This window comes from Ferrovibrio sp. (assembly GCF_046297595.1).
Classification (GTDB): Bacteria; Pseudomonadota; Alphaproteobacteria; order Ferrovibrionales; family Ferrovibrionaceae; genus Ferrovibrio.
Genome location: NZ_JBKBHT010000008.1, coordinates 56776 through 70827, shown reverse-complemented (window position 1 = coordinate 70827; position 14052 = coordinate 56776). Strand labels below are relative to the sequence as shown.

Genomic DNA, 14052 nt, shown 5'->3' with positions numbered 1-14052 from the left:
TTCCCTTTTAACCCGGCGACTGCCATAGTGTGCGTAATTGGCTCGTAACAGAAGGCCAGGGTGAAGGCAGGCAAACCGTTATGAACGTGAGTGCACCGACGGGCATCACCGAAGTCGCCGGCGGCGTCGTCCTGTGTCAGGACGCGCATGCGCTGTCCGAGCGCCGTGCGCGCGCCATGATCGGCCGGGTCTGCCGCGATTATCTCGACGAGAATATCCTGATCCCGATCGAGCTGCTGCACCACAGCGGTCACGCCAAGCTGCTCAACGGCGCGGAGAATCTCTGTGCGGCCCTGGTGCAGAAAGCTGCAGTCGCCCAGGCCCAGGCGACCAATTCGCCGGTACGCGACAAGGTAAAGAAGCTCTATGCGATCACCACGGCGGCGATCACCCAGGTGGAAACCTTCGAGAAGCGCCTGCCCGCCACGCCACTGACCCATCGTCTGCTGGCGCAGCTGATTCCCTCGGACCCGCTTTACGGCACGCGCATCGCCTATTGCGCGTTGGCCCATCACCTTGAATTTTCCAAGAACTGGACCGAGAAGGCCGATCGCTGCCTGGCCCTGTTCGATACCGGCATCGATGCCGGTGCGGCCGGCATCCTCGACGAAGCCCTGGCCGAGATCCTGCAGGCCAAATCGGCGGTCCCCGAACTGCTCGGCAAATTCCGCGATGCCCGCCTGCGCATCATCCAGCTGATGTCGATCCTCGACAAGCGCTATGCGATCGATGACGCCGCCTACGACACCGAATTCGCCCAGCGCCTACATGCCGCCGTGGCCAAACACACCATGCCGGCCCTGCGCGACGCGGTGATCCAGCTGCTGCGCCGCCTGCTGATCTCGTCGGTGCCGCTGCTGTCGGAAGAACCGGCCGAAGAGTTCCCTGCCACGCGGGAAGTTTATGCCCTGCTGACCAAGGATCGCGACTTCGCCCTGGAGCTGGGTGCCGCAGACCTGTTCGAGAAGCGTATGGTGCGCCTGGTCACGGCGGAGAAGCTCAACAAACTGGTGCCTGGCTATTACTCGGCGCCGAAGCTGATGACGGCGCTCAAGCTGTTCGAGGAAGTGATCGGCGACGGCCCGAAGGAAATCCTGCTCAAATATATTTCCTATCTTTACGAGCATCGCGATCTGGAAAAGGAATTCGTCGATCCCGCCTATTCGACGGAGGAAAAGGTCGAGATCGCCAACGAGCTGCGCAAGGCAACCGTCAGCGCCGGCCTGTCGGACCATCGTCGCGAACAGTTCCTCGGCATCCTGGATCCGTTGATCCAGCGGCTGGCCAAGGGCGACCAGCGCCGTTCCACCCGCAACCAGTGCGGCCCGGAAGACCATGTGGTTCTAGAAGGCGCGCGCATCCCGCTGAAGAACTGGAGTAATATCGGCCTGCTGTTCGGCCCGATCAGCGGCACCTTCCTGGAAGGCGAGTTGCTGAAACTCACAGTGAAGATCAAGAATCCCAAGCTGCAGATCACCTTCGATGCCGAAGGCGATGTCGTGCGCTATACCGATGAAGGTTTCGTCGCCATGAAATACCGTTGCCTGGATGCCCAGGCGGCGAAGAAAGTGGCGCTGTATTTCGATCCGCTGGCCGGCGCCAAAGCCTGAGGCCGGCGAAACCCAGAGCGGCTTGCCCCTTAGAGGGGCTTGCCCAGGTAATCCGCCACATCCTGCGGCAGGAAGCCCGCCTTGCGCACCGCTTCCTTCAGTTTGTCCTCGGCAACATCGAACCTCTTCATCCAGTACTGGATGTCCTGTTCCGTGCTCACGTTCACCCGGCTGTGTGCGGCTGCCAGCGTTTCGCGGGCCTTGTCGCCCGCCCGGGCGTCGCGATGACCGTCCTGCGAGGGTGTCGCCGTGGTCGGCTGGCTCACGGCCACCGGATCGCTGGCGGGAAAACTGTCGCGCAATCCGGCATCAAGGGCGTCTTCACGGCTGGATTTGCGTTCATTCATGGCGTCCTCCTGTCCGGTATCCTTCTGTTTCCCCCGGTCTGTAAAACGCCGAACCCGCCGCCGAGGTTCCTTCCGGGGTTCCTGCGCGGGAAAAGAAACACGGCACCCATATGCGCAACCCGAAGCGGCATTCCCAGAAGTCCATTGGTAAACAATATCCCATGGTGGGTGGGCATTAATCGCCCTTCTCATTGCCTGGCGGGCGGGCTAGCCTGCAAGGCAATCACAATCAATGGGGGAGCCATCATGCGTCGGACCTTCGCCGGGATGGTTCTGGGTGCCCTGGGGCTGACGATTGCCTCCGGATGGATGACAGCTATGGCGCAGCAGCAGACGGCGGCCACATTGACCGCGCCGCCGCGCAGCATCGCCGATATCGTCGCCATCCTGGATCAGGAAAAGCCCGATCCGGCCCGCCGCGCAAAACTGATCGCGGCGGCCGAGGCCCCCGAGCCGCCCGGCCTGGACAACCGGCAGCGCAGCCAATTTCTCTATGAACGCGCCCAGGCCGCCAATCTGATCGGTCGCGCCGAGGCCGCCCTGACCGATCTGGGCCCCGCCATCGAACTCGGCATCTCCGTCGGCGCTGACGTCTATCGCATGCAGCAGCTCTATGCCGGCCTGCTGCGCATGACCGGCAGACTGCAGGAATCGCTGGCCTATTACGTCCAGCTCGCCAAAGCCGAAAGCAAGGGCCGCATGAAGGGCCGCCTGTTCAACATCTATCGCAGCATCGTGCAGGGCGCGGTCACGGCCGGCAACTTCACCATGGCTAAGCGCTTTGTCGAACAGGCGGAATTCCAGTACAGCGAAATCGTCGGAAATCCGCGTGGGCCGAGCAACTACATGTTCTATTCCTCGTGGCAGACCGACATTGCCCTCAGCAAGTCGCTGCTCGCCAGCTACCGCGGCCAATATGCCGAAGCCGAGGCCGCCGTAGCGACGGCCCTGATCAACAACAAGGAAACCCAGCAACGCGCCAAACACTGGCCCGATCCACCGGCCGCTGGCGTGATCGAAAGCGCTGCCGACCTGATCCTTGCCAATCTGGGCGAATTGAAACTGGCCCAGGGTCGCATGACCGAAGCGGAAGTCGATATCCGCCAGGCTCTGCTCAACAATCTGCGCCGCGACGGGAAATACAGTTTCCGCACGGCCTCCTTCGCCAGCAGCCTGTCGAATGTCCTGCTCGAACAGGGCCGCCTGGCGGAAGCAGAGAAGATGGCGCGCACCGCCGCCGAGATCTATCGCGAGATCGGCTATGACGAAAACGCGCTGGCGGCACTGAACACCCAGCGGGCGATCGCCAACACCCTGACCCTGCAGCGACGCTGGCCGGAAGTCGCCGAATTGTATGAAAAGATGATGGTCGCCACGGAAAGCTGGGGCGAAGGCCGCGCCCGCGTCATCCGCCGCAACCCCGCCCGCATCCTCACGCTGGCCCGCACCGGCCGCGGCAGCGATGCCGTGGACGTCGCCGAACAGACGGTGAAGCTCAAGGCCGAGCGGATGGGCGACAAGCATTTCGAGGTAGCGATGGATCGTGGCCTGCTCGGTATCGCGCTAGCCTCGGCCGGACGTGATCAGGAAGCAATGGCGGCCTTCCGCGATGCCGTGCCGATCCTGCTGTCGGCCTCGCGCCAGGCGGAAACCGAAGACGCGGGCCTGGCCACACGCGACTTCTTCGTTCAGACCATCATCGAGGATTACATCGTGTTGCTGGCCCGCGTGCAGGGCACGCCGGCCGGCGCCGGCATCGATGCCGGCAGCGAAAGCTTCCGCCTGGCTGACGCCGCACGCGGCCGCAACGTGCAGCGCGCCCTGGCCGCTTCGGCGGCCCGTGCCTCCGTCCGCGATCCGAAACTGGCCGAACTGGTGCGTCAGGAACAGGATCAGCAGAAGCAGATCGCGGCCCAGTTCGGCCTGCTGTCCAGCCTGTTGGCCCTGCCGCCGGAACAGCGCGACGACAAGGCGATCCTGGCCATGCGCAAGGATGTCGATACCCTGCGCGACAGCCGCGCCACCACGCGCCAGCAGATCGAGAAGCAGTTTCCCGAATATGCCAACCTGATCGACCCCCGCCCCCCGGCCGTGGACGATATCCGCACCGTGCTGCGCAATGGCGAGGCGCTGGTATCGTTCTATCTGGCGCAGGAAAACAGCTTCGTCTGGGTGGTACCCAAGCAGGGTGCCGTGGCCTTCGCTGCCGTGCCGCTGGGGTCGAAAGCCATCGAGGCCAAGGTGCAGAAACTGCGGCTGGCCCTGGAGCCGCAGGCGGAGACGCTGGGCGACATCCCGGCCTTCGACCTGGCGCTGGCGCATGAATTATACGCCACGCTGCTGCAGCCGGTCGAAGCCGGCTGGAAACCGGCGAAGAGCCTGTTCGTCGTCACCAACGGCGCGCTCGGTCTGCTGCCGCTGGCTCTGCTGCCGACCGCGCCGGCGCAGGTCGACCTCAAGGCCGCGCCGCTGTTCGGCGGCTATAAATCCGTGCCCTGGCTGGCGCGCAGCCACGCCGTGACGCAGCTGCCGTCCACAGCGGCGCTGAAGACCCTGCGCGGCCTGCCGGCCGGCGGCGCCCAGCGCGAACCGCTGGTCGGCTTCGGCGACCCCTTCTTCAATGCCGAACAGGCCGCCGAAGCCAGCGCGGAAACATCGCTGCGGATCGCCTCGGCCGATCCGGTGGCCGTGCGCGGCGCCAAACTGAAACGCCGCAACGCACCGCAGACCACCGGCGTGGACAGCGCCGAGCTCGGCCTGCTGCCGCGCCTGCCCGATACCGCCGATGAACTGCGTTCGGTGGCGCTGGCGATGCAGAGCGATCCGGCGAAAGTTTTGTTTCTCGGCAAACAGGCCAACGAAAAAGCCGTGCGGCAGACGCCACTGGACAAATATCGCGTGGTGGCCTTCGCCACCCATGGCCTGGTGCCGGGCGACCTGAACGGCCTGACCCAGCCGGCGCTGGCGCTGACTGCGCCGCAGGTGGCCGATGTGGACGGCGACGGCCTGCTGACCATGGACGAAATCCTGGGCCTGAAGCTGGATGCCGACTGGGTCGTGCTGTCGGCCTGCAATACCGGCTCGGGCGCCGGTGCGGGCGCGGAAGCCGCATCGGGCCTGGGGCGCGCTTTCTTCTATGCCGGTACGCGCGCCCTGCTGCTCACCAACTGGTCGGTGCATTCGGCCTCGGCCCGCGACTTGGTGACCGACCTGTTCCGCCGGCAGTCGGTGGATGCGAAACTCAGCCGCGCCGAGGCCCTGCGCCAGGCGATGGTCGCGTTGCTGGACGGTCCGGGTTATCAGGAAAACGGCCAGACGCTGTTCAGCTATGCCCATCCGATCTTCTGGGCGCCCTACAGCCTGATGGGCGACGGCGGCTAGTTTTCTATTTCTCGGTCAGGGCGCGCGGCGCGACGCCCGATGTGGGATCGCGCTCCAGCCGCTCGATCCAGTACTGCGCCGCCTTGTCATCGGACAGGGACCGCAGGATCGCCACGGCTGCCGCCGCGTCGCCACCGACCACCGCCTTGTGAGCCGCGGCATAAGCCGTAAGGATCTGGTTCTGCCGCGCGTCGGCGCGGCCCTGGCGCGCCAGGGGTTCGAAAATCCGCACGGCGGTTGAACGGCCCACCACCTGAACGCTGTCGATCGGCCGCGCCAAGACAGCATCGCCGGCGGCATCCATGGTCGCCTCGCTGGCGAGAATCATGGTGCCATACTGCTTGTTGGCGCCCTCCAGCCTGGCCGCCAGGTTCACCGCATCGCCCATCGCCGTGTAATTGAACCGGCGCGGCGAGCCGATATTGCCGATCAGCGCGCGTCCGGTATTCAGCCCGATCCGCGTGTTCAGCACCCGGCCCTTCACGGCGAAACGTTCGGGTTCACGCAACAGCGCATCGCGCATATGCAGGGCGGCACGCAGGGCATGGGCGGCATGCTTGGTATCGTCCAGCGGCGCGCCGAACACGGCCACGATGGCATCGCCGATATACTTATCCACGAAGCCGCCATGCTCCTCGATGATCGCCGTCATGGTCGAGAAATAACCGTTCAGCGCCTGCACCAGTTCGGCCGGCGAGCAGCTTTCCGAAATGCCGGTGAAGCCGGCGATGTCGCTGAACAGGATGGTGACCTCGCGTTCCTCGCCGCCCAGGCTGGGCAGGCGGCCACTGGTCACCATGCGCTCGACCATGGCAGCCGGCAGATAGAGCGCGAACAGCCGGGCAATCAGCCGCTTGTCGCGGTCGGCCACCATGAAGCGGTAAGCGACCGTGGCGCCCAGCACCAGCAGCAGGGCGCCAGCGACATTCAGCCAGGGCATGGCCATATTCTGGCGCAGCAGCGCGGCCGCGACGAATGGCAGCAGCAGGCCGCCGGCCAGCGCCACGGCAATACCTGGCAGCAATGGCAGGTAAAAAACGGCCAGACCGCCGGCAAGCGCAACAGCCAGCGCCGCGACGAAGACACTAACCGCGGGCCATTCGCGCAGTTCGCCAGCATCCAGCAGGTTATTGATCGCGGCGGCGTGGATGAACACGCCGGGCATGCTGTCGCGCGCAAACGGGGCGGGTTGCGGTCTAGGCAGGATGCAGGGCGGCGGCGGATTGGCGCCATCGGGCGTCGTGATCAGGCGCTTGGACGTCAGGCGGCGGTCCTCGACATCCAGTACGGTGCCGAACAGCACGGCACGGCCGGCGAAATGCTGCCTGAAATACTCGGTATTACCCGCCGCCGCGCAGGCCTGCAGATCGGCCATCGAATAACTCGGGATATCACCTGGGCCGGTGTTGAAGCCGACCAGAATATTGCCTTCGGCATCGGCGGCGATACGACGCGATCCGAGCGTGTAATTACCGCCAGCATCGCGGCTGAGCGGCACACCGGCGCGACGCTGCGCGAGTTCTGCGGCCAGGCTCGTTTCCCGCCCGCCATCGGCGGTGGCGAAATCCAGCGGCACGCGGCGGATGATGCCGTCGGGATCCTCGAACAGATTCAGCGCTCGGATGTTGCCGGCGCCGCCCACGGCGACCTGCTGGGCCCGATGCGGCAGGATCGGCTGCTGGGAATGCTGCACCTTGCCCAGCACCAGTCGGCCGGCGTGCGCTGCGTTGCGCAGGGCAATCAGGAAGTCGCGTTCAAAGCCATGCTGAAGAGAATCAAGCGAGGTGGAATAGACCACGTCGAAGCCGACCACGGCGGCCTCCGCGGCGACCGCGTTCAGCACAGGTGCCAGCAGGGGTGGCCAGGCGGCCTGCGGCGTTTCGCTGAAGGGCGGCGTGCGATAGGTCGCCTCGTCGATGGCAACCACCACGGCATGGCTTTGCTGCGGGGCAGCCTGCGGCCCGAACAACAGATGCCGCAGCGGATAGGCCAGGTCGAGCGATGGCCCATGCAGCCAGATACCGGCCGGGCTGGCTAGCAGGGCAGCGGCGCCCAGTGCCGCCGCCGCGATGACGGCCAGATCGCGCGGACGTGGCCGGGTCATGACGGATCAGAAACGGACGAGGCGCAGCAGCAACGGGCCGCCGCCATCGGCGGCGCCCGGATCGATGCGGAAGATCGTGCTTTTGCCGTGCAGGACGGCGCGATAGATGCCGCCGGCATAGAGCGGCTTGCCGATCTTGGCCAGATCGAATAGCTTACCGCTGGCCTTGTAGAGCAAGACGGTTTCAGGCTGGTCGAGACGTTCGATGGTGAGCTCGCCCGGTTGCTCGACCGCGAAGACCGGCGCGGTGTAGAGCAGCGTAACGCTGGGTTCGGGCACGTTGGCCGGTGTCTTGCCGGTGCCGGGGCCGCGGCGGAACACCATGGCGCCGCTCTTACCGGCCTGGCTGCTGCCCAGCGCCAGGTTGGTGGCGCATTTGAGCTGTTCGGCCTGCCGCTTGCCGCCGCTGACCGTGGAGGCCTCGGCACCGACGGTGACGGTGCCGCCGGTGATCGTCTCGCGCAGGCAAGAATTCATATAGCCGAGGACAAGGCGCGTTCCCGCCGGCAGCTTGATGACACGGCCGGGTTCGAGAAAATCGAACACCTCGATGCCGGCCACGGGCGCCGAGAGATCCTCGACCACGGCGGCGGCCTTCTGTTGGGCCTGCAACGGGCCGGCCAACAACAGGCAGCCGGCAAGCACGACCAGTACGAAACGAATCCCCATGACATCCCCCTGCCCACCTGCCGCCAGTATACCGCCAACCAGGCGGGGGACGGCAATAAGGCCGTATGCCGGCAAAAAAGAAAAACCCCGGCGGATCGCTCCGCCGGGGTTTTGTCTTGGGTTTGGAAGCCTGCCTTACTGGGCGGCGTCCTCGTCCTTCTTCTTGCGCATGGCGGCACCCAGGATGTCGCCCAGCGAGGCGCCCGAGTCGGTGGAGCCATACTGTTCCATCGCCTTGCGGTCCTCTTCCATTTCCAGCGCCTTGACCGACAGGGTCAGCTTGCGGGCCTTGCCGTCGATGGTGACGATCTTGGCATCCAGCTTGTCGCCGACCGAGAAGCGGTCCGGACGCTGCTCGTCGCGGTCGCGGCTCAGTTCGGCCTTGCGGATGTAGCCCTGCACGCCGTCGCCGACGGTGACGGTGATGCCGCGCGGATCAACGGCCGCCACGGTGCAGGTGACCACGCCGCCCTTCTTCAGGTCGCCGAGCGACTGGAAGGGATCGTTGCCGAGCTGCTTGATGCCGAGCGAGATGCGCTCCTTCTCGACGTCGATGTCGAGAACCTGCGCCTTCACCACCTGGCCCTTCTGGTACTCGGCGATGACCTGCTCGCCCGGCTTGTTCCAGTCGAGATCGGACAGGTGCACCATGCCGTCGACGCCGCCGTCGAGACCGATGAACAGACCGAATTCGGTGATGTTCTTGATCTCGCCCTCGATGGTCGAGCCGACCGGGTGCTTCTCGGCGAAGGCATCCCACGGATTGGACATGCACTGCTTCAGACCCAGGCTGATGCGGCGCTTGGCCGGATCGACCTCGAGCACCATCACTTCGACTTCCTGCGAGGTCGAGACGATCTTGCCCGGATGGACGTTCTTCTTGGTCCAGCTCATCTCCGAGACGTGCACCAGACCCTCGACGCCCGGCTCCAGCTCCACAAAGGCGCCGTAGTCGGTGATGTTGGTGACGCGGCCCATGAAGCGCGCGGTGACCGGGTACTTGGACTTCACGCCCTCCCACGGATCGGCCTCGAGCTGCTTCATGCCCAGGCTGATGCGCTGGGTTTCCGGGTTCACGCGAATGACCTGCACCTTCACGGTCTGGCCGATCGACAGAACCTCGGATGGATGGTTCACACGACGCCAGGCGATATCGGTGACATGCAGCAGGCCATCGACACCGCCTAGGTCAACGAACGCACCGTAATCGGTGATGTTCTTGACCACGCCGTCGAGGATCTGGCCTTCCTTGAGGTTGGAAACCAGCTCGCTGCGGGCTTCGGCGCGGCTCTCTTCCAGCACGGCGCGGCGCGACACGACGATGTTGCCGCGGCGGCGATCCATCTTGAGGATCTGGAACGGGGTGGGCTGGCCCATAAGCGGGCCGATGTCGCGCACCGGGCGCACATCGACCTGGCTGCCCGGCAGGAAGGCGACGGCGCCCGACAGGTCGACGGTGAAACCGCCCTTGACCTTGCCGAAGATCACGCCTTCGACGCGCTGGTTGGCGTTGAAGCTCTGCTCCAGCTTCTCCCAGGCTTCTTCGCGGCGGGCCTTGTCACGGCTGATGACGGCCTCGCCCATGGCATTCTCGATGCGGTCGAGGAACACCTCGACTACGTCGCCCGCCTTGATCTCGGCGGCGCGGCCCGGACCGGCAAATTCCTTCAGAGGGACGCGGCCCTCGCATTTCAGGCCCACATCGATGAGGGCGAAATCGTTTTCGATGCCAACCACGATGCCCTTGACCACCGAACCTTCCATGGCGGAGGAACTGGTGAACGACTCTTCGAGCAGGGCGGCAAAATTCTCGTTATCCGCGGAATAGGTCTCCGCAGCCTGAGCGGCACTACGCTTAGCCATATTTTCTCCTAGATGCCCCTGATATTGGGCCTGCCGGGGTGCAAATCTGAAAGCACCACCGCGGGGCGGGCAGGCATCCGGCGCCGACGCGAGCGAACCGGGTGGGTTGAGTGGGCCGCCTGAAGCGGGCGTCAGCGCCTCAGGGTTGCCGTAACGGCCTCAATAGCCGCAGCAACGGCGGCTTCTATAGCCAAATCCGAGGTATCCAGCAAGTGGGCATCGTCGGCGGGCTTCAATGGCGCGGCGGCGCGGGCCTGGTCCTGGGCGTCGCGCTGGCGCAGATCGGCCAGAACTCGCTCAAAACTGACATTTTCGCCCTTATCCATCAGTTCCTTATAGCGCCGCTCGGCCCTCACCTCGTCGCGAGCAGTGACGAACAGTTTCACCGGCGCATCGGGGCAGACCACAGTGCCGATATCGCGGCCGTCCAGCACGGCGCCGGCCTTGCCGCCCGGCGGCTGGTGGGCGAACCGGCGCTGGAAGTCCAGCAGGGCCGCCCGCACGCCCGGGATGGCCGCGACTTTGGAGGCTGCCAGCCCCACCGCCTCGGACCGCAGATCGGTCGCAGCACGGTCGGATTCATCCAGCGATTCCGCGGCTTTGGTGGCAATGTCCGGATCGGCCGGGTCGCCATCCTGGCGCAGAACCCGCGAGCCCACGGCGCGATAGAGCGCGCCGGTATCGAGATAGGCATAACCGAAATGCTCGGCCAGCCGGCGGGCCAAGGTACCTTTCCCGGCGGCGACCGGGCCATCCACGGCGATCACCACAGAAGTCGTCATGCGCCTTGGTAGCCCGCGCCCGAGGCCCGAAACAAGCCCCGGCCAGCAGAAAATCCAAGGGCATTGCAGGAATTCCAGTACCTTAGCAATCCGGTCTGGGCCAGTCCGGCACCCATTGGCGACACGTTTGATATCATTCCCAGCGACGGAGTATCGCCATCAGCGTGCCGTCGCGCCGCAGGGAAGCCAGCGCGCCAGTCAGCCGCTCGGCACGGTCGGGCCTGGTTTTCGGCACGGCGATATAACGTGGCACCTCAGCCAGCGGCGGGCTGATGATATCCAGCCGCAGCATTTCGCGGCGGGCGAAATAACTAAGCGCCTCGCGGTCGCCGATGATCACGTCGACGCGCTGGGCTGCCAGCATGCGCACGAGCTGGCTGTAATCGCCGGCCGCCGCTTCCCTGGCGAGGCTGGCATCGTTGTCGAAGGCGGTGCCGTAGGTATAGCCCCGGATCGTGCCGATGCGATAGCCGCGCAGATCGGCCAGGGTCTTCCACTGGATGCGATGATCGGGGCGCGTGGCGAACACGGTCTGGCCGGCACGGAACGGACCGACCATGAAATATTTCTCGAAACGGTCGGCACGTCCGACGAACTGAAAGGCCGCATCCACCTCGCCGCGCTCCAGCATGTCCTGGACCCGCACCCAGGGCTGCGGCTCGATCTGGGGCACGCCGCCGGCGCGGCGCACCAGCGCCTCGATAATCTCGGCATCCAGCCCGGCCACCCGGCCCTGTTCGACGAAATTGTAGGGCGGGAAATTCTCGTCGCAGACGATGCGCCATGGCTCGGCCACTGCCGGCAAAGACAGCAGCAGCAAGGCAAGCACGAGCATGAAACCGCGCATGGCGACTCCGCGATTGACCCGACAGCCTGGGGATCCTGTCGGGTTGCATCGCAGCATGCCAGCAAATGCCGGTATGCGGCAAAATGTTTTCAACATGGCAGGCAGCGCTTCTCATTTGCCAGGCTCATGGCCAGCCGTTACCCCTGATGCCCATGGAATGGGCATGGATACCGATCACTATCTGGGCCGCCTTCTGCCAGACCATCCGCACAGGCCTGCAGAAGCAGTTGAAAGGCCGCCTGAGCACCAACGGCGCCAGCTTCACCCGCTTCGCCTACGGGTTGCCGCTGGCGGTTGCGTATCTGGGCGCCACCATCTGGGCAACCGGCAAGCCGATGCCGGCGGGCCATGGCGACTTCTATCTGTGGACCGCCATGGGCGCGGTGGCGCAGATTCTGGCCACCAACCTGCTGATCCTGGCATTGTCCATGCGCAACTTCGTGGTGGCGACGGCCTATTCCAAGACCGAGGCCCTGCAGGCCGCGGCCTTCGGCATGGTGATCCTGGCCGAGCCGGTGAGCGCCGGCGGCGTGGCCGCCATCGTGATCGGCACGTTGGGCGTGCTGCTGATCTCGCTGAAGGGCAGCGACAATCCCACGCGCGCCTTCCTGCTGGGCTGGACCGAGCGCTCGGCGCTGGTCGGCATCGGCTCGGGCGCATTGTTCGCCATTTCCGCCATAGGCTTCCGCGCCGCCTCGCTGTCGCTGGAGGAAGCCTTCCTGCCGCTGGCCGCGGCGACAACGCTGGTGCATGCCATCGTGCTGCAGATCGCGTTGATGATGGCCTATCTGCTGCTGCGCGAGCCAGGTGAACTGCGCCGCGTGGCGGCGGCCTGGCGGCCCGGCCTGATCGTCGGCATGGCCTCGGCGGCAGGCTCGGCCGGCTGGTTCACCGCCATGGCCCTACAGGTGGCGGCCTATGTGCGCATGCTGGGAATGACCGAAATGGTCTTCACTTTCCTGATGTCGTATCTGGTGTTCCGCGAAAGGCCGACGCGCAGCGAGATCGTTGGCGTGATCGTGTTGCTGGCCGGCATCCTGCTCGGGCTGACGGCGAGAAAATAAAAAAGAACGGGCGGCGGGTTGCCCCGCCGCCCGGCATTTTCAGCGATCGCGGCGCGTCAGGCCACGATGAACTTGATCAGGAAGACCAGCGAAACCGCCGCCATCACTGGATGGATATCCTTGGCGCGGCCGGTGAATATCTTCAGCACGACATAGGTGATGAAGCCGAGGCCGATGCCGGTGGCGATCGAGAAGGTGAAGGGCATCATCACGGCGGTGACCACGGCCGGGAGGTATTCGGTGAGGTCCTCCCAGTCGACCCGGGCGAGGCTGCTGGCCATCACACAGGCCACGAAGATCAGCGCGGGCGCGGTGGCATAGACCGGGATCGAGCCGGCCAGCGGGGCAAAAAACAGCGCCAGCAGGAACAGGATCGCCACCACCACAGCGGTGAGGCCGGTGCGACCGCCGACACGGATGCCGGCTGCCGACTCAATGTAGCTGGTGGTGGTGGAAGTGCCGAGCGCCGCGCCGGCAATGGTCGCCGTGGAGTCGGCGACCAGGGCACGGCCCAGGCGCTTCAGCTTGCCATCCTTGTCCATCAGGCCAGCGCGCGGCGCAACCGCCACCAGCGTGCCGGCCGTGTCGAACAGATCGACCATCAGGAAGGCGAAGACGATGGTGAGCAGGCCGAGCGACAGTGCTCCGCTGACATCCATCTGCAGCAACGTGGGCGCCAGGCTGGGCGGCGTCGAGACGATGCCGCCGAACTTGGACAGGCCCAGCGCGATACCAAGCACGGTGACGCCGAGGATCGAGATCATGATCGCGCCGGGCACCTTGCGGTAATCCAGCACGGCGATGACAAAGAAGCCGAGAATCGCCATGCCGACCGCCGGGCTCATCAGCTTGCCCAGGCCAACCAGGGTGGCGGCGTTATCGACGACGATGCCGGCATTCTTCAGGCCGATCAGGCCGAGGAACAGGCCGATGCCGGCGCCGATGGCGTATTTCTGCGACATCGGGATCGCGTTGATGATCTTTTCGCGCACCGGCAGCACCGAAAGGATCAGGAAGAGGATGCCGGAGACGAACACGGCACCCAAGGCGATCTGCCAGCTATGGCCCATGCCCAGCACGACGCCATAGGTGAAATAGGCATTCAGGCCCATGCCGGGGGCGAGCGCCACCGGATAATTCGCATACAGACCCATGATCGCGGTGCCGATGGCGGCCGCTAGGCAGGTGGCGACGAAGGCGGCGCCCTTGTCGATGCCGGCATCGCCCAGGATCGCCGGGTTGACGAAAATGATGTAGGCCATGGTAAGGAAGGTGGTAATACCGGCCAGCACCTCGGTGCGGACGGTGGTGCCGTTTTCGGCAAGCTTGAAATATTTATCAAGCATTTGTCTGGTCCCCCTGATCTTCGCCCGACCGCCCATGCC

The 14052-nt window shown here is 65.2% G+C and carries 10 protein-coding genes; 3 read left to right on the top strand and 7 right to left on the bottom strand.

Annotation, left to right across the window (positions count from 1 at the left end; genetic code table 11):
- The first annotated feature begins 86 nt into the window (after positions 1–86).
- A complete protein-coding gene (locus tag ACK4FJ_RS17860) occupies positions 87–1610 on the top strand; it encodes a hypothetical protein (protein WP_409768089.1) in 1524 nt (507 codons plus the stop codon).
- Positions 1611–1639: 29 nt separating this feature from the next.
- Here the strand turns inward: ACK4FJ_RS17860 and ACK4FJ_RS17855 are convergent, their stop codons facing one another.
- Entirely contained in the window at positions 1640–1957 is a 318-nt protein-coding gene (locus ACK4FJ_RS17855; protein WP_409768088.1) for a DUF3606 domain-containing protein, read from the bottom strand.
- A gap of 246 nt (positions 1958–2203) precedes the next feature.
- Between ACK4FJ_RS17855 and ACK4FJ_RS17850 the strand changes: the two genes are divergently transcribed.
- Positions 2204–5338: a CHAT domain-containing protein gene (locus ACK4FJ_RS17850; protein WP_409768087.1), complete on the top strand. Its 3135-nt coding sequence runs from the start codon at positions 2204–2206 to the stop codon at positions 5336–5338.
- A 4-nt stretch (positions 5339–5342) separates the two neighbouring features.
- On the opposite strand, the gene ACK4FJ_RS17845 is transcribed toward ACK4FJ_RS17850, so the two are convergent.
- The 5 genes from ACK4FJ_RS17845 to ACK4FJ_RS17825 all read right to left on the bottom strand — a co-directional run bounded on the left by ACK4FJ_RS17845 (position 5343) and on the right by ACK4FJ_RS17825 (position 11603).
- The gene (locus ACK4FJ_RS17845) at positions 5343–7442 is read right to left on the bottom strand and encodes a CHASE2 domain-containing protein (RefSeq protein ID WP_409768086.1); all 2100 of its coding nucleotides are present in this window, start codon (positions 7440–7442) and stop codon (positions 5343–5345) included.
- Between the two features lie 6 nt (positions 7443–7448).
- A complete protein-coding gene (locus tag ACK4FJ_RS17840) occupies positions 7449–8111 on the bottom strand; it encodes a hypothetical protein (RefSeq protein WP_409768085.1) in 663 nt (220 codons plus the stop codon).
- Between the two features lie 135 nt (positions 8112–8246).
- A complete protein-coding gene (rpsA, locus tag ACK4FJ_RS17835) occupies positions 8247–9974 on the bottom strand; it encodes a 30S ribosomal protein S1 (protein ID WP_409768084.1) in 1728 nt (575 codons plus the stop codon).
- A 131-nt stretch (positions 9975–10105) separates the two neighbouring features.
- The gene (gene cmk, locus ACK4FJ_RS17830; protein WP_409768083.1) at positions 10106–10756 is read right to left on the bottom strand and encodes a (d)CMP kinase; all 651 of its coding nucleotides are present in this window, start codon (positions 10754–10756) and stop codon (positions 10106–10108) included.
- A 133-nt stretch (positions 10757–10889) separates the two neighbouring features.
- The gene (locus ACK4FJ_RS17825; RefSeq protein WP_409768082.1) at positions 10890–11603 is read right to left on the bottom strand and encodes a substrate-binding periplasmic protein; all 714 of its coding nucleotides are present in this window, start codon (positions 11601–11603) and stop codon (positions 10890–10892) included.
- Positions 11604–11755: 152 nt separating this feature from the next.
- On the opposite strand from ACK4FJ_RS17825, the gene ACK4FJ_RS17820 reads away from it, so the two are divergent.
- The gene (locus tag ACK4FJ_RS17820; protein WP_409768081.1) at positions 11756–12667 is read left to right on the top strand and encodes an EamA family transporter; all 912 of its coding nucleotides are present in this window, start codon (positions 11756–11758) and stop codon (positions 12665–12667) included.
- 56 nt (positions 12668–12723) lie between these two features.
- On the opposite strand, the gene ACK4FJ_RS17815 is transcribed toward ACK4FJ_RS17820, so the two are convergent.
- Positions 12724–14013 carry an NCS2 family permease gene (locus tag ACK4FJ_RS17815; RefSeq protein ID WP_409768080.1) on the bottom strand — a complete coding sequence of 430 codons (1290 nt, stop codon included), beginning with the start codon at positions 14011–14013 and terminating at the stop codon, positions 12724–12726.
- Positions 14014–14052: the final 39 nt, after the last annotated feature.